The 20,526-nt window shown below is 70.3% G+C and carries 19 protein-coding genes; 9 read left to right on the forward strand and 10 right to left on the reverse strand.

The features are described 5' to 3' along the window. Positions 1 to 311 precede the first annotated feature (311 nt). The 3 genes from KVT44_RS33710 to KVT44_RS33720 are packed head-to-tail and all read left to right on the forward strand — an operon-like array spanning position 312 to position 2,880. Positions 312 to 1,196 (forward strand): ABC transporter substrate-binding protein, encoded by an 885-nt coding sequence (locus KVT44_RS33710; protein ID WP_217571100.1) that lies wholly within the window; start codon positions 312 to 314, stop codon positions 1,194 to 1,196. Further along, positions 1,193 to 2,131, forward strand: a complete 939-nt coding sequence (locus KVT44_RS33715) for an amino acid ABC transporter permease (protein WP_217571102.1) — start codon at positions 1,193 to 1,195, stop codon at positions 2,129 to 2,131. Before KVT44_RS33710 ends, KVT44_RS33715 begins: the two co-directional genes overlap by 4 nt. After that, the gene (locus tag KVT44_RS33720) at positions 2,128 to 2,880 is read left to right on the forward strand and encodes an amino acid ABC transporter ATP-binding protein (RefSeq protein ID WP_217571104.1); all 753 of its coding nucleotides are present in this window, start codon (positions 2,128 to 2,130) and stop codon (positions 2,878 to 2,880) included. Before KVT44_RS33715 ends, KVT44_RS33720 begins: the two co-directional genes overlap by 4 nt. A gap of 1 nt (position 2,881) precedes the next feature. Here the strand turns inward: KVT44_RS33720 and aroQ are convergent, their stop codons facing one another. Beyond that, positions 2,882 to 3,355 (reverse strand): type II 3-dehydroquinate dehydratase, encoded by a 474-nt coding sequence (gene aroQ / locus KVT44_RS33725; protein WP_099923243.1) that lies wholly within the window; start codon positions 3,353 to 3,355, stop codon positions 2,882 to 2,884. Positions 3,356 to 3,618: 263 nt separating this feature from the next. Here aroQ and KVT44_RS33730 point away from each other — a divergent pair, with 263 nt between their 5' ends. Next, positions 3,619 to 4,920: an MFS transporter gene (locus KVT44_RS33730; protein WP_229888996.1), complete on the forward strand. Its 1,302-nt coding sequence runs from the start codon at positions 3,619 to 3,621 to the stop codon at positions 4,918 to 4,920. A 47-nt stretch (positions 4,921 to 4,967) separates the two neighbouring features. Here KVT44_RS33730 and KVT44_RS33735 read toward each other — a convergent pair whose 3' ends face one another. The 6 genes from KVT44_RS33735 to KVT44_RS33760 all read right to left on the reverse strand — a co-directional run bounded on the left by KVT44_RS33735 (position 4,968) and on the right by KVT44_RS33760 (position 13,334). Then, a complete protein-coding gene (locus KVT44_RS33735; protein WP_190170269.1) occupies positions 4,968 to 6,068 on the reverse strand; it encodes a calcium:proton antiporter in 1,101 nt (366 codons plus the stop codon). A gap of 126 nt (positions 6,069 to 6,194) precedes the next feature. Further along, positions 6,195 to 7,211, reverse strand: coding sequence for a TerC family protein (locus KVT44_RS33740; RefSeq protein WP_099923240.1), 1,017 nt, complete (start codon positions 7,209 to 7,211; stop codon positions 6,195 to 6,197). A 283-nt stretch (positions 7,212 to 7,494) separates the two neighbouring features. Further along, positions 7,495 to 9,513 carry a TerD family protein gene (locus tag KVT44_RS33745; RefSeq protein ID WP_217571106.1) on the reverse strand — a complete coding sequence of 673 codons (2,019 nt, stop codon included), beginning with the start codon at positions 9,511 to 9,513 and terminating at the stop codon, positions 7,495 to 7,497. Between the two features lie 45 nt (positions 9,514 to 9,558). Then, the gene (locus KVT44_RS33750; protein ID WP_054235941.1) at positions 9,559 to 10,137 is read right to left on the reverse strand and encodes a TerD family protein; all 579 of its coding nucleotides are present in this window, start codon (positions 10,135 to 10,137) and stop codon (positions 9,559 to 9,561) included. 160 nt (positions 10,138 to 10,297) lie between these two features. Beyond that, on the reverse strand, positions 10,298 to 12,427 hold the full coding sequence (uvrB, locus tag KVT44_RS33755) for an excinuclease ABC subunit UvrB (protein ID WP_099923238.1): 2,130 nt from the start codon (positions 12,425 to 12,427) through the stop codon (positions 10,298 to 10,300). A gap of 40 nt (positions 12,428 to 12,467) precedes the next feature. Further along, positions 12,468 to 13,334, reverse strand: a complete 867-nt coding sequence (locus tag KVT44_RS33760) for an MHYT domain-containing protein (protein ID WP_190170267.1) — start codon at positions 13,332 to 13,334, stop codon at positions 12,468 to 12,470. A gap of 279 nt (positions 13,335 to 13,613) precedes the next feature. On the opposite strand from KVT44_RS33760, the gene KVT44_RS33765 reads away from it, so the two are divergent. From KVT44_RS33765 to KVT44_RS33775, 3 genes are all read left to right on the forward strand, one after another. Then, positions 13,614 to 14,489: a glycerophosphodiester phosphodiesterase family protein gene (locus KVT44_RS33765; RefSeq protein ID WP_217571107.1), complete on the forward strand. Its 876-nt coding sequence runs from the start codon at positions 13,614 to 13,616 to the stop codon at positions 14,487 to 14,489. A gap of 92 nt (positions 14,490 to 14,581) precedes the next feature. Next, the gene (locus tag KVT44_RS33770) at positions 14,582 to 15,136 is read left to right on the forward strand and encodes a methylated-DNA--[protein]-cysteine S-methyltransferase (RefSeq protein WP_217571109.1); all 555 of its coding nucleotides are present in this window, start codon (positions 14,582 to 14,584) and stop codon (positions 15,134 to 15,136) included. Between the two features lie 236 nt (positions 15,137 to 15,372). Then, a complete protein-coding gene (locus KVT44_RS33775; RefSeq protein WP_217571111.1) occupies positions 15,373 to 16,647 on the forward strand; it encodes an MFS transporter in 1,275 nt (424 codons plus the stop codon). A 25-nt stretch (positions 16,648 to 16,672) separates the two neighbouring features. Here KVT44_RS33775 and KVT44_RS33780 read toward each other — a convergent pair whose 3' ends face one another. Further along, positions 16,673 to 17,035: a cupin domain-containing protein gene (locus KVT44_RS33780; RefSeq protein WP_181651699.1), complete on the reverse strand. Its 363-nt coding sequence runs from the start codon at positions 17,033 to 17,035 to the stop codon at positions 16,673 to 16,675. 63 nt (positions 17,036 to 17,098) lie between these two features. Beyond that, a complete protein-coding gene (locus tag KVT44_RS33785; protein ID WP_099923233.1) occupies positions 17,099 to 17,527 on the reverse strand; it encodes a VOC family protein in 429 nt (142 codons plus the stop codon). A 97-nt stretch (positions 17,528 to 17,624) separates the two neighbouring features. On the opposite strand from KVT44_RS33785, the gene KVT44_RS33790 reads away from it, so the two are divergent. Then, on the forward strand, positions 17,625 to 18,530 hold the full coding sequence (locus KVT44_RS33790) for a pseudouridine-5'-phosphate glycosidase (protein ID WP_099923232.1): 906 nt from the start codon (positions 17,625 to 17,627) through the stop codon (positions 18,528 to 18,530). Positions 18,531 to 18,601: 71 nt separating this feature from the next. Next, positions 18,602 to 19,519: a sugar kinase gene (locus tag KVT44_RS33795; RefSeq protein WP_308314190.1), complete on the forward strand. Its 918-nt coding sequence runs from the start codon at positions 18,602 to 18,604 to the stop codon at positions 19,517 to 19,519. Positions 19,520 to 19,524: 5 nt separating this feature from the next. On the opposite strand, the gene KVT44_RS33800 is transcribed toward KVT44_RS33795, so the two are convergent. After that, on the reverse strand, positions 19,525 to 20,316 hold the full coding sequence (locus KVT44_RS33800; RefSeq protein WP_217571112.1) for a methyltransferase domain-containing protein: 792 nt from the start codon (positions 20,314 to 20,316) through the stop codon (positions 19,525 to 19,527). Positions 20,317 to 20,526 lie beyond the last annotated feature (210 nt).

Consider the following 20,526-nt stretch of genomic DNA (forward strand, 5'->3'; position numbering starts at 1 on the left):
GGCGTGAAGTCCGCGAACACGCGCCCCGTGTGAATGGAGCGCACGCGCCGGTGCCCCGCGCGCGCTCCCGGCGCGTGCGGTGGTGCAGTCCACTGGAAGCAGCCCCGCTCAGGTCGACGGCTCCTGACGCGAAACGGGCCGCCGGCCCATTGATCCCCGCCCTCGGCCGGCGGCCCCGGCAAAGCCGTCGGCAGGCCGATCCGCGGCTCTTCTCATCGAGCGTTCACAGGACCGCAACACACGTTCCCACTATGCGGACTTTTGCCGCTGTGACCTCGACAAACGGCATGCCACGCTGTCACTCTCCCGCCATGCATCTCGCCCAACGCACCCTGCGCCGCGCCGCGTCCGCCGCCACCGTCGCCCTGCTCGCCGTCGCCGTGGGCTGTGCCCCGCAGCCGGAGGACAAAGCCTCCGCCAAGGCCTCCGGGACAACCGGGGAATCCTGCGCGAAGGGCGCATTGGGCACCCGGACGTCCGGCAAGCTGACCATCGCGACCGACGAGCCCGCGTACGAGCCGTGGTTCAAGGACGACAAGCCCGCGAACGGCAAGGGCTTCGAGTCCGCGGTCACGTACGCCGTGGCCAAGCAGCTCGGCTACGACAAGAGCGACGTCGTCTGGCAGACCGTCCCCTTCAACAAGGCCTTCGCGCCCGGCGTGAAGACCTTCGACTTCGACATCAACCAGGTGTCGATCAGCGCCGAGCGCAAGAAGGCGGTGGACTTCTCGTCCGGCTACTACGACGTCCGCCAGGCCGTCATCGCGCTCAAGGGCTCCAAGGCCGCGAAGGCGAAGAGCATCGCGGACCTCAAGGGCGTCAAGCTGGGCGCCCAGGTCGGCACCACCAGCCTGAACTACATCGACGACGTGGTGAAGCCGACCCAGCAGCCGGCCGCGTACGCGAAGAACGACCAGGCCAAGTCCGCGCTGAAGAACGGCCAGGTCGACGCCATCGTGGTCGACCTGCCGACCGCGTTCTACATCACGGCGGCCGAGGTGACCGACGCCAAGATCGTCGGACAGTTCGAGAACACCGCCGGCACGCCCGAACAGTTCGGACTCGTCCTCGACAAGGGCAGCGCCCTGACCCCGTGCGTGACGAAGGCCGTGGACGCCCTGCGCCAGGACGGCACGCTCGCCTCGATCGAGAAGCAGTGGCTGTCCGAGGCCGTCGACGCTCCGGTGCTCAAGTGACCGTCACGAAGGAGGAGTCGCAGGAGGAGCCGGGAGAGGAGCCGGGCGCGGACTCCGGCGCGGACTCCGGCGCGGGCGACATGCCCGAGGCGTACGTCCCGTCGCAGCGGCGGATCGAACGGGAGCGCCACAAGCGCGCCCGCGCCCGCCGCGCGACGGCCATCGCCGCGCTCTCCACCCTGGTCACCGGCGCCGTGCTGTACCTCGTCGTCGTCAACGCGCCCGGCTGGTCGCGCACCAAGGAGACGTTCTTCAACGGGCAGTACGCGCGCGAGGCGTTCCCCAAGGTCCTGGAAGGGCTGTGGCTGAACGTACGGCTGCTCCTGATATGCGGCGCCGCGGTCCTCGTCCTGGGCATGCTGATCGCCATCGCCCGCACCCTGCGCGGCCCGGTGTTCTTCCCCGTACGGGCGCTGGCCGCCGCGTACACGGACTTCTTCCGCGGCCTCCCGCTCATCATCAACCTGATGATCGTGGTCCTGGGCGTCCCCGCGCTGCGGCTGCAGGGCGTCACCGTGGACCCGGTCCTCCTGGGCGGCACGGCGCTGACGCTGACGTACTCGGCGTACGTCGCCGAGGTGTTCCGCGCCGGCATCGAGTCCGTCCACCCCTCGCAGCGCGCCGCGGCCCGCTCGCTCGGGCTCACCAACCGGCAGGCCCTGCGCTACGTCGTCCTCCCCCAGGCGGTACGCCGCCAGGTGCCGCCGCTCCTCAACGACCTGGTGTCCCTCCAGAAGGACACCGGGCTCGTGTCGATCGGCGGCGCGGTCGACGCGGTGCGGGCCGCCGACATCATCGTGGGCCGCAGCCTCAACTACACGCCGTACATCGTCGCGGGACTGGTCTTCGTCGCGCTGACCATTCCGATGACCCGCTTCACGGACTGGATCACGGCCCGGATGGACCGTCAGCGGGCCCAGGGAGGGACCATATGACCGGCACACCGGCGCTGCGGATGGAATCCGTCCGCAAGACCTTCGGCGACTCCGTCGTACTGCGGGACGTCGACCTGGAGGTCGCCCCGCACACGGTGACCGCGCTGATCGGCGCCTCCGGCTCCGGCAAGTCGACCCTGCTGCGCTGTGCGAACCTCCTCGAGGAGATCGACGACGGCGCGATCTGGCTGGACGACGAGGAGATCACCGACCCGAGGGCCGACCACGACGCCGTACGCCGTCGGATCGGCGTGGTCTTCCAGGCGTACAACCTCTTCCCGCACATGACCGTGCTGGAGAACATCACGCTCGCCCCGCGCCGCGTGCACGGTGTGAGCCGCGCGGAGGCCGAGGCACACGCGCGTGAGCTGCTCGACCGGCTCGGCCTCGGCGCGAAGGCGGGCGAGTATCCCGACCGGCTGAGCGGCGGGCAGCAGCAACGGGCCGCGATCGTCCGCGCGTTGGCCGTACGTCCCCGACTGCTCCTCCTCGACGAGATCACCGCCGCCCTCGACCCGGAACTCGTGGGTGAGGTCCTGTCCGTCGTCCGGGACCTGAAGGACGAGGGCATGACCATGGTGCTGGCCACGCACGAGATGGGCTTCGCCCGCGAGGTCGCCGACCAGGTGTGCTTCCTGGACGGCGGTGTGGTCCTCGAACGCGGCACGGCCGAGGAACTCTTCGGTAGCCCGCGACAGGAGCGCACCCAGCGGTTCCTGCGCCGGATCGTGGAGGCGGGGCGGCTCTGAGTCAGGCCTGCGCCTGCCCCGTCCCCGCCAGCGCCGCCACCCGCTCCACCGCGAACGCGTACCCCTGCACCCCGCACCCCGCGATGACCCCGTCGGCCCGCTGCGAGACGTACGAGTGGTGCCGGAACGCCTCGCGCTGGTGGATGTTGGAGATGTGGACCTCCACCACCGGAAGGCCGTCACAGGCGTTGAGCGCGTCCAGGATCGCGACGGAGGTGTGCGAGTACGCGGCCGGGTTGATCACGATCCCGGCGTGGTTCAGGCGCGCCTCGTGGATCCAGTCCACCAGCTCGCCCTCGTGGTTGGACTGACGGAAGTCCACCGTGCCGCCGTGCGCCGCGGCCGCCTTGGCGCACAGGACCTCCACGTCCGCGAGCGTGTCCGAGCCGTAGATCTCCGGCTGACGCTGCCCGAGGAGGTTCAGATTGGGCCCGTTGAGGATCATGATCGGGGCGTTGGCGAGGGTGCGGGGCACGGTTCCTCCGGTCCTTCCAGATCTGCCGGCCCGTTGCGGACCGCTGCTCGGACCCGGTCTATCACGCCACGGCGCGGTGGTGACGGGCCGTCCAATCCGTGATGAGACCCGCCTTTCCGTGATGACACCCGCCGTTCCGTGACGAGACCCGCTCCGAGCAGTACGAGGTCGGTCCGCTCCGGCGCATCGCGATCAGCCTCCGACGCGCACCACGCTCCCGCGCGCCCCCGTAACCGTCCGTCACCGTGGGTAGTTGACGCGGCATGCACGACGTACACACCGTAAGGGCGCCCTCCATGCTCCGGCTCGCGGCCGCCTCGCTCGCCGGAACGGCCATCGAGTTCTACGACTTCTTCGTCTACGGGACCGCGGCCGCCCTGGTCCTGGGACCGTTGTTCTTCCCGACCTTCTCACCGCTGGCGGGAACGCTGGCGGCCTTCGCGACGTTCGGCGTCGGGTTCGTCGCCCGCCCGCTCGGCTCGATGCTGTTCGGGCACATCGGGGACCGGCGCGGACGGCGGCCGGTGCTCGTCGCCTCGCTGTTGCTGACCGGCGCCGCGACCGTCGCGGTCGGGTGCGTGCCGACGTACGACTCGATCGGTACGGCCGCTCCCGTGCTCCTTCTTGTGCTGCGTTTCCTTCAGGGGCTCGGGCTCGGCGGGGAGTGGGGCGGTGCGGTGCTGCTGACCGCGGAGCACGCGCCCGCCGAGCGGCGCGCACTGTGGTCGAGCTTTCCGCAGATCGGCCCCTCCGTGGGGTTCGTGCTGGCCAACGGCGTGATGCTGATGCTGTCGACAACGCTGTCCGACGCGCAGTTCGCGGCATGGGGGTGGCGGGTGCCGTTCTGGGTGGCCGGCCTGCTCGCCGCCGCGGGGCTGTGGCTGCGCAGTTCGCTCGCGGAGAGCCCCAGCTTCCTCGAAATGGAGGACCACGCGCGTGTGCCGCTCGCCGAGGTGGTGCGCGACCACTGGCGGCTCGTCCTGCTGACGGCCGGTGGACTCGCGGTCGGCTACGCCGTGTTCTACGCCGTGACGACCTGGGCGCTCGCGTACGGCGTCGAGCGCCTCGGGGTGAGCCGTACCGTCATGCTGTCCTGCATCATGGCGGCCGTGGTGGTGCAGGGCTCCCTCACGCCCGTGGTGGCCCTTCTCGGCGACCGCTACGGACGGCGGCCGCTGTGTCTGGCGGGGTGTACGGCCTCGGCACTGTGGATGTTCCCGATGATCGCGCTGCTCTCGACCGGCGAACCCCTGTTGATGTTCCTGGGCTTCCTGGTGGCGCTGCTCGCGTTCATCACGACGTTCGCCGTGATCGCCGCGTATCTGCCGGAGTTGTACGAGCCTCGGGTGCGCTGCACGGGGGCGGCGGTGGGCTACAACCTGGGCGGGGTCCTGGGCGGCGCGCTCACGCCCATCGTGGCGACGGCGGTGGCCGAGGGAGAGCGGGTGCCCTGGGGTGTGGCGGCGTATCTGACGGGGATCGCCCTGTTCAGCCTCGGGTGTTTCGCACTGCTGCCGGAGACCCGGCCGGTGCCCCGGATGGCTGTCGCACCGGCCACGGAGTGAGTGGCGGCTCCACCGGCTCAGCGGCGGCTCGACCGGCTGAGCGTCGGCTAGGGAGTGACCGCCAGCTCCAAGTACGCCGCGAACACCACCAGGTGGACGCCTCCCTGGAGGGGGGTCGCGCGTCCGGGGACGACGGTCAGGGAACTCACGACCACCGTGAGCGCGAGCAGCACCATATGGGTGGAACTGAGGCCGAGTACGAGAGGCCCGGAGAGCCAGACGGACGCCAGGGCGACCGCGGGAATCGTCAGACCGATGCTGGCCATCGCGGAGCCGAGGGCGAGGTTCAGGCTGGTCTGTACCCGGTCGCGGCGGGCCGACCGGACCGCGGCGATGGTCTCCGGCAGCAGCACGAGCAGTGCGATGATCACACCGACCACGGACTGCGGCATACCGGCCGCCTCGACGCCGGACTCGATGGTGGGCGACACGCCCTTGGCGAGGCCGACCACTCCGACGAGGGCCAGGGTGAGCAGGCCCAGACTGATCCCGGCGGCACGGGCGGACGGGGCGTTCGCGTGTTCGTCCACGTCGATCACCTCGCCCAGACGGGTGATCGGGAGGAAGTAGTCGCGGTGCCGCACGGTCTGGGTCGTCACGAACAGGCCGTACAGGACGAGTGAGGCGAGCGCGGCGAAGGTGAGCTGGGTCGTGGAGAACTCCGGGCCCGGCTTGCTGGTGGTGAAGGTCGGGAAGACCAGGCTGAGCGTGGCCAGCGTCGCGACGGTCGCGAGGGCGGCGCCGGTGCCCTCCGCGTTGAAGACGGCGAGCCCGTGACGCAGGGAGGCGACGAGCAGGCACAGTCCCACGATGCCGGTGCACGTGATCATCACGGCCGCGAACACCGTGTCACGGGCGAGCGTCGAGCTTTTCGGACCGCCGTCCGCCATCAGGGTGACGATGAGCGCCACTTCGATGATCGTGACGGCGATGGCCAGGACGAGGGATCCGAAGGGTTCGCCGACCCGGTGCGCGATCACCTCGGCGTGGTGGACCGCGGCCAGCACCGCCCCCGCCAGGACCAGGGTCACCAGTGCGACGATCGCGCCGGGCAGGTCGCGCCCCCAGGTGAAGGCCAGCAGGACCACCGCGACCACGGGCACGACGGCCGTCCACTGCGTCAGGAGTGACCGGAGCCGAGCGATCATGCAGCGATCGTCGCAGGCGCGGACGGGCCCCGCATTCCGATGGTCGCCCGAGCGAACACCTGGCGGGGTGCGCGACCTGCGGCCGCGCACCCCGCCACGAGGCGGCTGTTGCCGCCTCCGACGTGATCAGACGTCGATGCTGTTCGTCGGGGACTTCTCAGACGTCGAGGTCTCCGAAGCGCCTTCGGACGCTTCCAGCGCCGCCTGCTTCTTGGAGGCGATCAGGCTGGTGATCGTCGTGACGACCAGGACCGCGCAGATCACCCCGAGCGAGACCGGGATGGAGATCTCGGGAACGTGGACGCCGGACTCGTGCAGTGCGTGCAGCACCAGCTTGACGCCGATGAAGCCGAGGATGACGGACAGGCCGTAGCTGAGGTGGACCAGCTTCCTGAGCAGACCGCCGATGAGGAAGTACAGCTGGCGCAGACCCATCAGCGCGAACGCGTTGGCCGTGAAGACGATGTACGGGTCCTGGGTCAGGCCGAAGATCGCGGGGATCGAGTCGAGCGCGAAGAGTACGTCCGTGGTGCCGATCGCGAGCATCACGACCAGCATCGGCGTCATGACGCGCTTGCCGTTCTGCTGGATCCACAGCTTCGTGCCGTGATACCGGTCGGCGACACCGAAGCGCTTCTCGGCGGCCTTGAGCAGCTTGTTCTCCTCGAACTCCTCCTCCGGCTCGTCGGCCCGCGCCTCCTGGATCAGCTTCCAGGCCGTGTAGATGAGGAACGCGCCGAATATGTAGAAGACCCAGGCGAAGTTGGAGATGATCGCGGCGCCCGCGACGATGAAGATCGTGCGCAGGACGAGCGCTATGAGGACGCCGACGAGAAGTACCCGCTGCTGGTACTGCGTCGGCACGGCGAACTTCGCCATGATCAGGACGAAGACGAAGAGGTTGTCGACGCTCAGCGACTTCTCGGTGATGAAGCCGGCGAAGAACTCGCCGGCGGGCTGGCCGCCGGAGAACACGAGCAGTCCCAGGCCGAACAGTGCGGCCAGAGCGATCCAGACGATCGTCCAGATTCCGGCTTCCTTGATCGATACGTCGTGCGGCTTGCGACCGATGAAGAAGTCGACCGCGATGAGGGCGGCGAGGCCCACGATCGTGAGGACCCAAAGGGTCACGGAAACATCCACTGCGCCTCCGGCAGTCGTAACGGCAAATACCAGCGTCGTCGCTGCCGGAGGTCTCTTCCACCCGCGACCGAGGGGACGCGTGATGCGTCCGCGGCCCACGGGCCGACGCCCCGGGATCTGGTCGGATCCGTATTGACGGGAACGCCGCTACTGGTAGGGAGTACTCCCCTCCGTACGGAAAACAGTACCCGAAACACCAAGGAAAGGTAAAGCGATTAGTAAAAGAAAGACCAAGCCCGCTGGTCAGAGAGCTTTACCGATGCTTGGCAAAGCCGTTTGCGGGTCAGCGGTTCCATGAGCAGCGGGCCGCCGCCACCTGGGAGAGCACCTGCTGGAGCACCTGACTGCCCGGCGGGACGAGCGCGGGTTCGTACGTCCAGGCGTGCCCCACCCACGGGTCGGCGAGATGGTCGTCGGGCACCGGGGTGAGTCGCAACAGCGAACGCCAGAGAGGATCGAGCAGCGGCCCGTAGGCGGCGGCGTCCTCCCGGTCCGCGACCATCATCAGATGGACGCCGACGGCCGGTCCCTCGTCCGCGAGATAGCGCAACTGCGTCACGGCGCGGTCGTCGAAGCCGTGCGGGAAGTCGTTGACGATCAGCAGTTGTTCGGCGGTGTCGAGGTCCGGCGGCAGCGAGTCGGCCACGCCGCCACGCACCGCCATCTGCACCAGGTCGACACGCTGGGTGAGCCGGGCCAGCACCTCGCCCACCCCCGCGGCCCCGGCGGCGGGCGGAGCGTCGAGGACTCCGGAACGCACCAGCGGCGCGAGACACGAGGCTCCCGAACCGGCCGGGTCGATCACGTGCACCGTGAACTCACCCGCGGGATAGACGGCGAGCAGCCGGGCGGCATGCGCCACCGCCGTGTCCATGGCGAGTCGGCGCAGCTCGTCGGAGTCGGCGAGCGGGTCGTCGAGGCCGGCGCGTCCACTGTCGATCCACAGGCCACGTTCGAGCGGAAGCCGGACCAGCATCGGGATGCTCAGGTTCTCGCTCTCGGGCAGCCGGAGGTCGCCGAGGCGGAGGGCCATGGGGATCTCCATGGGCACCCGGTAGCCGTGCCAGACCGGGTTGTCCCAGGCTGCGTACGCCGCGGGCAGCGCGGGCTCGACCACTTCGGCCTCGGCCGCGAGCTGGGCGAGGTCCCGGTCGAGCGCGGCGCGGGCCTGGTCGACCAGGCCGGCGCGCTTGGCCTGGGCCGCCTCACGCGCGGCGTCGCCCTGCCCGCCGATCCGGCTGCGCGGGTCGGACAGAACCTTGTCGAGCTCCTGCTCCATGCGCGAGTCGGCGAAGTCGACGGCGCTGCGATACGCGGCCGTGGTGCGCGCCAGGTCCTCGAACATGCCCCACACCTGGTTGTAGAGCCGCTCCTCCATGGACCAGCCGGTCGCGTCACCGGCGACGGGCTGCGCGGGCTGCCCCGGCGCGGCCGGTGGTGCGGTCGGCGCAGGAGGGGGCGGCGCGGCGGCCTGCCTGCCGGGGTGGCTGTAGTTGACCGGGCCGCCCGTGGGGGCGGACGGCTGGGTGACGGCGGAGGGGTCGGGCTGCGCGGGGCCTCCCGGATAGCCCGTCTGCGGCACCGTGGCTCCTTGCGGACCCGGCGCGTCGTACGGGGACTGCGGCGGTACGGTCCCGGGGGCGCCCTGCGGTGCGGCGTACGGCTGGTCCGGTCCCGGCGCCGAGGCGGCCGCCTGTCGTGAGCGGTCCGTGTCCGCCGTACGCGGCGGGGGTGCCGACACCGAGCGGGCCAGTCCCTGGGCCACCGCTTCGTTGATGCTGCCCGCGAGCTGCCGGGCCTCGGACAGGCCCTGGTCGGTGAGGAGTTCGGCGAGGCCGCCCGCGTATCCCTGGCCGACCGCGCGTACCTTCCAGACGCCCTGTCTGCGGTAGAGCTCCAGGGCGACGACGGCCGACTCCGTGTCCAGGCCGGTGATGGTGTAGCTGGCGACCTCGGAGCCGTCGAGGCCGGTGACGGCGACGAAGGGGGCGGCGACGGCCCCGAACCGGACAGGGCCACCAACGCCGGTCGGCAGTGCGAGCAGCACGCTGACGCGGTGCACGGTCCCCGGCAGGGCGTCCAGGTCGAACGCGAGGCGGTGGTCGGCCGCCGCCTGCTTGGAGACCTCGAGTCCGGGCAGGGTCGGCGCGCCCGGGTGAGCCACCCATTCGACGCCCCGGACCCTGCCCTGCTCGTCGCTCAGCGTGGCCCCGGCCACGATCGGCCGGCCGGCCGATACGCGGACCTCAAGACGGGCCTGGGAGAGCGGGTGGTTCTGCCCCCGGACCAGCTCGGCCGTCATCGCCTTGTCCCCCCGTGTCGCTTCGTGTGCCGGGCGCCGCGCTGCCTACAGGTGCGGCAGGATCGCGGGCATCAGGTCCTGGAAGGTACGGCCGTTGGCCGGTGTGCCCAGGGCCGTCATCTGCCAGCCAGGGCCCGCGCGGTGCACCTTCGCCATGATCTGCGCCGTGTACTGGCCGCCGCCCGCGAGCGTGTAGCGGGCGAGCTCCTGGCCGTTGGTCTCGTCGACCAGACGGCAGAACGCGTTCTGCACTTCCTGGAACGTCTGGCCCGTGAAGGAGTTGACGGTGAAGATGATCTGGTCGATGTGGACCGGGACGCGCTGGAGGTCGACGAGGATCGCCTCGTCGTCACCACCCTGGCCCACGCCACCGACCAGGTTGTCACCGGTGTGCCGCACGGATCCGTCGTCGCTGACGAGGTGACGGAAGAACACCACGTCGACGGGCTGCTTGTCCGCGAACAGTACGGCGGACGCGTCGAGGTCGATCTCCCGGGTGCGCGAGCCGAACAGGCCGCGCCGGGGAGCCGCCTGCCAGCCGAGCCCCATGCGCACCGCGGTCAGGGTGCCCCCGTCGTTCTTCTGCAGACTGATGGCCTGACCCTTGGTCATGTTGACCGTCACGCGCTGTTCCCCTCTCGAGCTGTCCCCTGTTGCCGCGGAGTCCGCGGATGTCCAGCACCCTACGCAGCGCCGACGACCGTGCCGAACCCTGGGGCGCGCTTTGTGTCGGTGTTGCAACACAGCGCGCATCCGCCGAGGTCCGGCACGGTGGACGGGGGCCTCAGGCCAGGCCCGCCTCCTTCATCTGGCGCAGCTCCTTCTTCATCTCCGACACCTCGTCGCGCAGCCGTGCCGCGATCTCGAACTGGAGGTCGGCCGCGGCGGCCCGCATCCGCTCCGTCATCTCCTCGATCTGCTCGGCGAGTTCGGCCGCGGGGCGGTCGGTCGGCACCGTCTCCTTGGCCTTGCCCTTGGCGGACTTGGCCGCCTTGCCGCCGAGCGAGGGCACGGGGGCCTTGGCTCCCTTGCCGTCCTTGCCCTTGCGGTATCCGGAGCCGAGCAACTGCTCCGTGTCGATGTCCTCGCGGGCGATCTGGGCCACGATGTCGTTGATCTTCTTGCGGAGGGGCTGCGGGTCGATGCCCCTCTCCTCGTTGTAGGCGACCTGCTTCTCCCGGCGGCGGTTGGTCTCCTCGATGGCCTTCTCCATCGCCGGGGTGATCCGGTCGGCGTACATGTGGACCTGGCCGGAGACATTGCGCGCCGCGCGGCCGATGGTCTGGATCAGCGAGGTACCCGAACGCAGGAAGCCCTCCTTGTCGGCGTCGAGGATCGACACCAGGGAGACCTCGGGCAGGTCGAGGCCCTCGCGCAGCAGGTTGATGCCGACCAGGACGTCGAACTCGCCCGAGCGCAGCTCGCGCAGCAGCTCGACGCGGCGCAGGGTGTCGACGTCGCTGTGCAGATAGCGCACCTGGATGCCGAGTTCCAGGAAGTAGTCGGTGAGGTCCTCGGCCATCTTCTTGGTGAGGGTGGTGACCAGGACGCGCTCGTCCTTCTCGGTGCGCTTGCGGATCTCGTGCACCAGGTCGTCGATCTGGCCCTCGGTGGGCTTGACGACGACCTCGGGGTCGATCAGGCCGGTGGGGCGGATGATCTGCTCGACGAAGCCGTCACCCCGCGAGAGTTCGTACTTCCCCGGGGTCGCCGACAGATAGACGGTCTGCCCGATGCGCTGCTGGAACTCCTCCCACTTCAGGGGGCGGTTGTCCAGGGCGGAGGGCAGCCGGAAGCCGTGGTCGACGAGGGTGCGCTTGCGGGAGGCGTCGCCCTCGTACATGGCACCGATCTGCGGGACCGTGACGTGCGACTCGTCGAGGACGAGCAGGAAGTCGTCCGGGAAGTAGTCGATCAGTGTGTTCGGCGGGGAGCCGGGTTCGCGGCCGTCGAAGTGCATCGAGTAGTTCTCGACGCCGGAGCAGGAGCCGATCTGGCGGAGCATCTCCAGGTCGTACGTCGTACGCATGCGCAGGCGCTGGGCCTCCAGGAGCTTGCCCTGCTTCTCCAGCTCGGCGAGGCGCTCCCCGAGTTCCTTCTCGATGTCGTTGACCGCGCGCTCCATGCGCTCGGGGCCGGCCACGTAGTGGGACGCCGGGAAGACGTAGACCTGGTTGTCGTCGCTGATGACCTCACCGGTGAGCGGGTGCAGCGTGGAGAGTGCCTCGATCTCGTCGCCGAACATCTCGATGCGGACGGCGAGCTCCTCGTAGACCGGGAAGATCTCGATGGTGTCGCCGCGGACCCGGAAGGTGCCGCGAGCGAACGCCACGTCGTTGCGCGTGTACTGGATGTCCACGAAGCGGCGCAGCAGGTCGTCGCGGTCGATCTCGTCGCCGACCTTGAGGCTGACCATCCGGTCGACGTACTCCTGCGGCGTGCCGAGGCCGTAGATGCAGGAGACCGAGGCGACCACCACGACGTCGCGGCGGGTGAGCAGCGAGTTGGTCGCGGAGTGGCGCAGGCGCTCGACCTCCTCGTTGATCGAGGAGTCCTTCTCGATGTAGGTGTCCGACTGCGGGACGTAGGCCTCGGGCTGGTAGTAGTCGTAGTACGAGACGAAGTACTCGACCGCGTTGTTCGGCAGCAGCTCGCGGAACTCGTTGGCCAGCTGGGCGGCCAGCGTCTTGTTCGGTGCCATGACGAGCGTGGGGCGCTGGAGCTTCTCGATCATCCACGCGGTGGTGGCGGACTTGCCGGTGCCGGTCGCGCCCAGCAGGACGACATCCTTCTCACCCGCGCGGATGCGCTTTTCCAGGTCGGCGATGGCCGCCGGCTGGTCACCGCTCGGCTGGTAGGGGCTGACGACCTCGAAGGGCGCCACCGAACGTTCGATCTTTGATACGGGCCGCATGGGTTCCACCGTACGACCCCGCACTGACAACGGGCCCGGATCACCGGTTCTGGGGGGTGCGTGAGCTGCGGTGGCCGCGCTCGCGGCCGGCGCGCGGCAGGGGGCGGCGGCCCACGTACTGGACCGTGGAGTGGGCCGGGACGCCGGGCCGGTGCTCCGTGGGCCTCCAGTCGGGCCTGCCCATGACCATCAGCGGGTCGAACATCACGACGACGCCCGCCAGACACAGGAAGACCAGCGGGCCGATCATCATGGGCGCGAGCAGTGCGGCGGCCGAGTCGCCGTCGGGACTATGGGACGTGCCGTGGAGATGGACGCTGAGGGCGGCCATGCCCGTGTAGTGCATACCGCTGACGGCCAGTCCCATGACGAGGCTGGCGCCCACGCTCCAGAGGAATCCCCGGACCTGCCCCGCCGCCCACAGAGCGGCGGTGGCGGCGACGACGGCTATGACCACCGAGGCGGAGACGGTGAGGGTGTTGTACTCGAGGTTCCCGTTGAGGCGCATGCCGGCCATGCCCAGATAGTGCATCGAGGCGACTCCCAGACCGGTGATGGTGCCCCCGGTGAAGAGCGCCGTTCCGGTGGCGCCCCGGTAACCCACGATGAAGATCCCGATGCCGACCATCACGATGGCCACGCCCAGGCTCGCGAAGGTCGTCGGCTTGTCGTAGTGGACCGGGGTCTCCTTCACGGTGAACCCCATCATGGCTATGAAGTGCATGGTCCATATGCCCGAGGCGATCGCCACCGAGCCGAGCGCGAGCCAGCCGGCCCGCCAGGAGTGGGCGACGAGCATCGATCTGGTGGTGCAGCGCAGGCCGAGCGCTCCGCCCAGGCAGGCCATGAGGTACGCCACCAGCGGTGTGACGAGTCCGTAACTGAAGCCGTCGACCGTGCCCTGCATGCGCGGCTGCCCTTCCCGCCCTTTTACGCCAGAAATTCCCGGAAATGCCCCCACCCTCGGGACCGAAACAACGGCCAGGGTCGAGGCAGAGAGTATGACCCTCACCTGAATGGTCGAACGATTTTCCGGCAAAGAATCACGACCTCGCCGCACCTGTGTGATGCCGGTGAGCGGACTTGGTCAACTCCATTCAATCCGTGTCCATCCCGTACCCCTCCGTCGTTGACTCTCTGCTGTCACTCTTGATCTGTCTGTGATCGCTCGACGCGAGGAGTACGTATGCACGCGCGCGTTGCCGCCGCCACGACCGCCGCGTTTATCGGGGGAACCGTCCTGATACTGCCCACCTCCCACGCACAGGCCGGCTCCCTGCGCAAGGCGCCGTTGATCGTCTCGCACCGCGGAGCGTCCGCCTACGCGCCCGAGAACACCCTCGCCTCCATCGACAAGGCGGCCGCGATGGGCTTCGGCTGGGTCGAGAACGACGTCCAGCGCACCAAGGACGGCGAGCTCGTCGTGCTCCACGACGCGAGCCTGGCGCGTACGACCGACGTCAAGAAGGTCTATCCGCACCGGGCTCCCTGGAAGGTCAAGGACTTCACCGCGGCGGAGATCGCGCGCCTGGACGCGGGGAGCTGGTTCGGTCCCCGGTACGCGGGCACCCGTGTGCCGACGCTGAAGCAGTACATGAACCGCGTCTCGCACAATCACCAGAAGCTCGTGCTGGAGATCAAGAACCCCGAGCTCTATCCAGGTATCGAGCGGCAGACCCTCAAGGTCCTGAGCAACGAAGGCTGGCTGGATCCGGCCCATCTCAGGAACCGGCTGGTCGTCCAGAGCTTCAGCGAGCAGAGCGTGCGGACGGTCCACGAACTGCGTCCCGGGATCACGACGGCCTTCCTGGGCAAGCCGTCGGTCGCGCGCCTGCACGAGTACGCGCGGTTCGCCGATCTGATCAACCCGGACCACGCCTCCCTCTCGGCCGACTATGTCTCCGCGGTCCACTCGTTCGTCGGACCCCACAGCCGGCCGATGGAGGTCTTCACCTGGACCATCGACGACGCGAACACCGCGCGGCGCCTGGCGGGCTACGGCGTGGACGGCGTGATCACGAACAAGCCCGACGTGATCCGGAGCGCTCTGCAACAGACCTGATCGGTTGTCGGCGGGGCTCTCGCCCGTGGTGCGGACGCCGGGCGGCGTCCGTGCCGCGGGCATTGTCAGTGGCGGATCGTACGGTGGATCGCATGAACAGCGATGGGCAGGACGAACAGCGGGTCGTGTGGGCCGTCGTCGGCACGGACATCGGTCCGCTGCTGCTGGCGGCGACACCGGACGGCCTGGTGAACGTGGTCTTCCACGCCACGGACGCGGTGCGTGACAAGGCACTCGAGCGGCTGGCCGCGCGTCTGGGCACCCAGCCGGTCGAGGCACCCGGGTCACCGCTCCTGGCCGAGTCGATACGCCAGGTCACGGCCTACTTCGCGGGCGAGCGGCGGGACTTCGAGCTGCCGCTGGACTGGTCGCTGATCTCCGGGTTCAACCGTCAGGTGCTGCGCGAGCTGGCCTCGGGAGTTCCGTACGGCGGGGTCGTGGGTTATGGCGACCTGGCCCGGCGGGTCGGCCAGCCGGGCGCGGCGCAGGCCGTGGGCGTGGCCATGGGCTCGAACCCGCTGCCGGTCGTCGTGCCGTGCCACCGGGTGGTGGAGAGCGACGGCGGCATCGGGGGGTTCGGGGGCGGCCTGGAGACCAAGCGGAAGCTGCTGGCGCTGGAAGGCGTACTGCCGGAGCCGTTGTTCTGACGGGCGGTGCCGGCGGCTGGCGGCTGGCGGCTGGCGGCTGGCGGCTGGCGGCTGGCGGCTGGCGGCTGTGTACGGTGCCTGCCGTGGCCGGTGCGGGCTGCCGTTACCTGCCCGTACCTGCCGTACCTGCGGAGCCGACAGCGCTCATAGCTCGCGACAACCCTTGTTCATGTGGGGCGCGGGCTGGAAACTGCGCCGGTGACCCGAGCCGATTCCAGCGCGTCCGAGTGTTCGCCGTGACCTCCGTCGAGCGGCAGCTCGCCGTGCCCGTGGACGCCGAGGAGATACCGGCGCTGCGACGCCGCATCACCGCCGTACTCATCGCCGGTCAGATCCTCGGCGGACTCGGCGTCGCCACCGGCATCGCGCTCGCCACCGTGCTGGCCAAGCAGGTCAGTGGCACCGAGTCGCTCTCCGGGCTCGCGCCCACCGCGACGGTCACCGGGACGGCGGTGCTCTCCGTGCCGCTGGCCGCGCTGATGACCGCGCGGGGGCGCCGCCCGGGCCTGGTGCTGGCCTACCTCATCGGGGCGTCGGGAGCGGGCGTCGTCGTGGTCGCCGCGTGTGTGGGGAGCTTTCCGCTGCTGCTGCTCGGCATGGCGGGCTTCGGCGCGGCCTCGTCGGCGAACCTCCAGGCGCGGTTCGCGGCCGCCGATCTGGCCGAGCCGCAGCGGCGTGCCCGGGCCATCTCGAACGTGGTGTGGGCGACCACGATCGGAGCGGTGCTGGGGCCCAACATCGCCGCGCCCGCCGGACGCAGCGTCTCCGGGCTCGGGATACCCGAGGCGGCGGGGCCGTTCCTCTGGGCGGCCGGGGTATTCCTCCTGTCCGCTCTGCTGGTGGCCGTGCTGCTGCGGCCCGATCCCCTGCTGACCGCCCGGGCGCTGGCACCCGTCGAGGAGCAGTCGGCTCAGGCGCGTTCCATCCGCGCCGGTTTCGCCGCGGTCGCCGCCTCGCCGCGGGCCAGGCTGGCGCTCGTGACCGTGGCCGTCTCGCACACCGCGATGGTCTCGATCATGTCGATGACCCCCGTCGACCTCGGACACCACGGGGCGAGCATCGATCTGATCGGGCTGGTGATCAGTGGCCACATCGCGGGCATGTACGCGTTCTCGCCCCTCATGGGGCGGCTCTCGGACCGGTTCGGGCGGCTCTCGGGGATCGGGCTCGCCGTGGGCCTGCTGGCCTGCGCGGCGCTCCTCGCGGGCACGGCGGGCGGCAGCCACGGACAGATCGCCGCGGGGCTCTTCGTCCTGGGCCTTGGCTGGTCGTCCGGGCTCGTGTCCGGCTCGGCGCTCCTGACGGACTCGGTGCCCCAGGCCGCGCGCGCCGCCGCCCAGGGCGTGTCCGACCTGACCATGAACACGGCGGCCGGCCTCGGTGGGGCGACCGCCGGTCTCGTCGTCGCACAGGCGAGCTACGGGTGGCTGAACCTCCTCGCCGCGTGCCTGCTGGTGCCGCTGGGCGGGCTGGCCCTGTTCACACGGCGCCGAGGCCGAAGCCGCCGGTGAGCACCGAAGGGCCTCAGAGGCTGATTCAGAGGCTGATGTGGTACGCCTTGCGGAGCGTCTCGTGCACGGTCCACGTCGTACGGTCGCCCTCGCGCAGCACGGCCGCGTCGCCCGGGCCCACCTCGATCACGTCACCGCCCTCGACCTCGATCGTGGCGCGGCCACTGACGACGACGAAGAGTTCGTTGGCCTCGGTGTCCGTCACCACGCCGGGCGTGATCTGCCAGATGCCGCGCAGTTGCTTGCCGTCGGCCGACTCCCACAGCACCTTGCCGCTCACCACCGGATCACCGGAGACGACCTGAGCCGGGTCCAGGGGCTCCGGTTCCAGCTCGGCATCGGGGATGTGCACGGCGAAGGACGGGGTGGCCTGCGTGTTCGTGGTCATGAGCGGTCACCTTAAGGGCATGCGAGGAAGCCTCACGCGGAGGGTGGTCCGAAGGCCCGGAACCTAGTCGTAGTGGCGTGCCTCGAAGACGTTTCCGTCCGGGTCCTGGAAGTAGAAGCTGCGCTTGGCCATGCCACGGGCGCCGAAGGAGTCGTACGAGAAGCCGGAGAGGGGGACGGACCGTTCCTCCAGACGTGTGTGCAGCGCGTCGAAATCGGCTTCCTGGAGGGACAGGCATACGTGGTTGACCGGGTGCCCCGCGCTGTCCGCAGCGCCCGGGATCATGTTCATGTACGCGGCCATGGGGAGGGCCATGAGGTCGAAAATGGTCTCTCCATTGAGGCGCACGGAGGGAAACGGCGCCTTCCCCTCCGCGTATTCGGCGACCCTCACGGGTTCCAGGCCGACCGACTTCTCGTAGAAGTCGGCCGAGGCGACCGGATCGCGCACCCACAGGACGACATGGTCAAGACGTGCCGAGTTGTCCGTCATGCCCCCAGGCTGGTGTCGTACGCCGCAGGTCGCAAGGGTTTGACCGGGCGTGCCGCCCGCCAGAGATGAGGAAAGGCGACAGACAGGAGGCAGGCACGTGATCGTGGTGTCCGAAGAGGTGCGGGAGGCGCTCGACGCGCGCCGGCCGGTGGTGGCCCTGGAGTCGACGATCATCGCGCACGGACTGCCCCGCCCGCGCAATCTGCAGGTGGCGCTGGAGCTGGAGGACGTCGTACGGCAGGAGGGCGCCGTACCGGCGACGATCGCTGTGCTGGACGGGCGGCCCCATGTCGGACTGGACAAGGAGCAGCTGGAGCGGGTTGCCAACGAGGACGGGATCCGCAAGCTGGGGCACCGCGATCTGCCGCTCGCGGTGGCGGCGGGCGCGAGCGGCGCGACGACCGTGTCCGCGACGGCGCTGCTGGCCGCTCTCGCGGGCGTCCGCGTGTTCGCGACGGGCGGCCTCGGCGGGGTGCACCGGGAATGGACGGTGACGCAGGACGAGTCGGCGGACCTGGGCCTGCTGGCGCGGACCCGGATCACGGTGGTGTGCGCGGGCGTCAAGTCGATCCTGGACGTTCCGGCGACGCTGCAGCGCCTGGAGACACTGGGCGTCGCGGTGGCCGGGTACGGCACCGGTCGCTTCCCGGGCTTCTATCTGTCCGACTCGGGACATCCCGTGGACTGGACGCTGGACTCCCCCGGGCAGGTGGCGGACGTCATGCGCGCGCAGGACGCGCTGGACGGCCCGGAATCGGCGCTCATCGTGGCGAACCCGGTCCCCGAGGAGGAGCAGCTCGATCCCGCGCTCCACGCGCGCGTGCTCGCCGAGGCGTTGCGGGCGTGCGAGGCGGAGGGCGTGAGCGGGCAGGCCGTGACGCCGTTCCTGCTCGACCATCTGGTGCGGCACACCGACGGCGCGTCGCTGAGCGCCAATCTGGCGGCGGTGCGCGGCAACGTACGACTCGCGGGACGGATCGCGGCGGCCTGGGCCGGGGCGTGAACGGGACGGATCGCGACGGCGGTCCGGGCCGGGGCGCGAACCGGGCGGACCGGGGCGGTGCCGGGCGGGACGTGGGCCCGGCGACGGGGGCGCTGCTCGTCGTCGGTGACGTGGTCACGGACATCGTCGCCCGGCACCACGGGCCACTCGCGGCGGGCACCGACACGGCCGCCGCGATCCGGACCCTGCCGGGTGGGGCAGGCGCCAACGTCGCATGTTGGGCCGCGCGTTGGGGCCACGCGGAGGTGCGGCTGCTGGGCCGTGTGGGGGCGGATGCCGCCGCTTGGCACGAGCGCGAGCTGGTGGCCTGCGGCGTACGTCCCCTCCTCGTCGTCGATCCGCAGGCGCCGACGGGGACGGTGATCTGCCTGGTGGACCAGGGTGCCTCGGCCGAGCGGACGTTCCTCACCGACAGCGGGGCCTCCCTGCGGCTCGACCCCGACGACTGGTCGCCCGCGCTGCTCGACGGTGTCGCGCGGCTGCATCTGTCGGGCTATCTGTTCTTCTCCGAACCGAGCCGGGCGCTGGTGTCGGTGGCTTTGGAGTCGGCACGCGCCCGTGGGGTCCCGGTCAGCCTGGACCCCGCGTCGGTGGGGTTCCTCACGGAACTGGGCGCGGACCGTTTCCTCGCGCTCGCCGAGGGCGTCGACCTGCTGCTGCCCAGTCGCGACGAGGCGTTCCTGCTGACGGGACTGCCCGATCCGGCGGACGCGGCGGCCAAGTTGAGCCGCCACGTCCCCCTGGTCGTCGCGAAGCAGGGCCCCGACGGGGCCCTGGTGGCCCGCTCGGGCGCCGTACGGGCCCACGTCCCCGCGGTGCCCGCGGACCCTCGCGACACCACGGGCGCCGGCGACGCCTTCACCGGAGCGTTCCTCGCCGCCCTTCTCGCGGGCGCCGAGCCCGAGGCGGCGGCGGTGGAGGGGTGCAGGGCGGGGGCGATGGCGGTGGAGCGGGTCGGAGGTAGGCCCGAGGGGGCGCGGGTCCGGTAGGGGCGCTACTTGCGTCCCCAGGCCGAGATCATCGGCGCGGTCGCCAGGTCCATCGAGCCGGAGGCCACGTTGGCCAGGTGACGGTCGATGTCCTCGTCGGTGGCGATTCCCGCGGTGACGAGCTGGTCGCGAATCTGACGGGCCGTCGCGGACTCGAGGTCCGCGCAGGCGGTTGAGGTGACGGGGAAGTACGCGTCGGCCTCCACCTCGCGCAGTCCCGCTTCCCGCAGCAAGCGAGGGAGTTTGCGGCCGTAGGAAAGGTCGGCGCCGCGCTCGGCGAGCAGCTTGCGGAAACCGTGCCTCAGCCGGTTCGCGAGCTGTTGCTCGGGGCCGTGCTCATCGGGGCAGAGCAGCGGTTGCAGCGCGGGGTCGGCGTCCTCGATGAGAAGCCGCCCGCCCGGCCGCAGTGCCTTGACCATCGACCGCAACGCCCGCTCCCGGTCCGGCACGTGGACCAGCACGAGCCGTGCGTGCACGAGGTCGAAGCCCTCCCCCGGCGGTTCCTCGGCGCCCACGTCGTGCACCCGGATCTCGACCGGCGGGCGGGCCGCGGAGGCCGCCCACGACGTGTCGATGTCGGTCGCCACGACCCGCCCGGTCGGGCCGACCTTCTTGGCGAGCCAGGACACCACGGACGTGCCACCCGCGCCGACCTCCCAGCAGCGCCAGCCGGACCCGATGCCGAAGCGCTCCATGTGCCGGAAGGTGGTGGGGTCGAAGAGAGTGGCGAAGGCGTCGAAGCGCTGCCCCGCCTCGGTCTGCCGGTTGTCGAGGAGATAGCCGTCGGTTTGCGTCATACAGAGATCATCCCAGTTGACCCGCTTGTCCGGAATCGCCGACGCTCCCGTTCTCCCCACCCGTGCGTCACCGCGGGCACCGCACGCCTCTGACGCTCGGACAGCAACCCCTGCCGGTCTGGTCCGATGCCGCCCGGCACCGCTGAAACGAAGTGGAACATTCCGTTCCCACAGGCTTTCCCGGCGAGCGAAAGGGACTGGCAGACTTGC

This window comes from Streptomyces sp. GbtcB7, assembly GCF_019091445.1.
Taxonomy (GTDB): Bacteria; Actinomycetota; Actinomycetes; order Streptomycetales; family Streptomycetaceae; genus Streptomyces; species Streptomyces mirabilis.

What these genes read in the sequence shown, in the direction of transcription:
- KVT44_RS33780 (WP_181651699.1), bottom strand. Translation starts at nt 17,035, where the DNA reads ATGACCACGAACACGCAGGCCACCCCGTCCTTCGCCGTGCACATCCCC.
- KVT44_RS33770 (WP_217571109.1), top strand. Translation starts at nt 14,582, where the DNA reads ATGAACAGCGATGGGCAGGACGAACAGCGGGTCGTGTGGGCCGTCGTC.
- KVT44_RS33765 (WP_217571107.1), top strand. Translation starts at nt 13,614, where the DNA reads ATGCACGCGCGCGTTGCCGCCGCCACGACCGCCGCGTTTATCGGGGGA.
- KVT44_RS33745 (WP_217571106.1), bottom strand. Translation starts at nt 9,513, where the DNA reads ATGACGGCCGAGCTGGTCCGGGGGCAGAACCACCCGCTCTCCCAGGCC.
- KVT44_RS33735 (WP_190170269.1), bottom strand. Translation starts at nt 6,068, where the DNA reads ATGATCGCTCGGCTCCGGTCACTCCTGACGCAGTGGACGGCCGTCGTG.
- KVT44_RS33720 (WP_217571104.1), top strand. Translation starts at nt 2,128, where the DNA reads ATGACCGGCACACCGGCGCTGCGGATGGAATCCGTCCGCAAGACCTTC.
- uvrB (WP_099923238.1), bottom strand. Translation starts at nt 12,427, where the DNA reads ATGCGGCCCGTATCAAAGATCGAACGTTCGGTGGCGCCCTTCGAGGTC.
- KVT44_RS33785 (WP_099923233.1), bottom strand. Translation starts at nt 17,527, where the DNA reads ATGACGGACAACTCGGCACGTCTTGACCATGTCGTCCTGTGGGTGCGC.
- KVT44_RS33760 (WP_190170267.1), bottom strand. Translation starts at nt 13,334, where the DNA reads ATGCAGGGCACGGTCGACGGCTTCAGTTACGGACTCGTCACACCGCTG.
- KVT44_RS33800 (WP_217571112.1), bottom strand. Translation starts at nt 20,316, where the DNA reads ATGACGCAAACCGACGGCTATCTCCTCGACAACCGGCAGACCGAGGCG.
- KVT44_RS33730 (WP_229888996.1), top strand. Translation starts at nt 3,619, where the DNA reads ATGCACGACGTACACACCGTAAGGGCGCCCTCCATGCTCCGGCTCGCG.
- KVT44_RS33710 (WP_217571100.1), top strand. Translation starts at nt 312, where the DNA reads ATGCATCTCGCCCAACGCACCCTGCGCCGCGCCGCGTCCGCCGCCACC.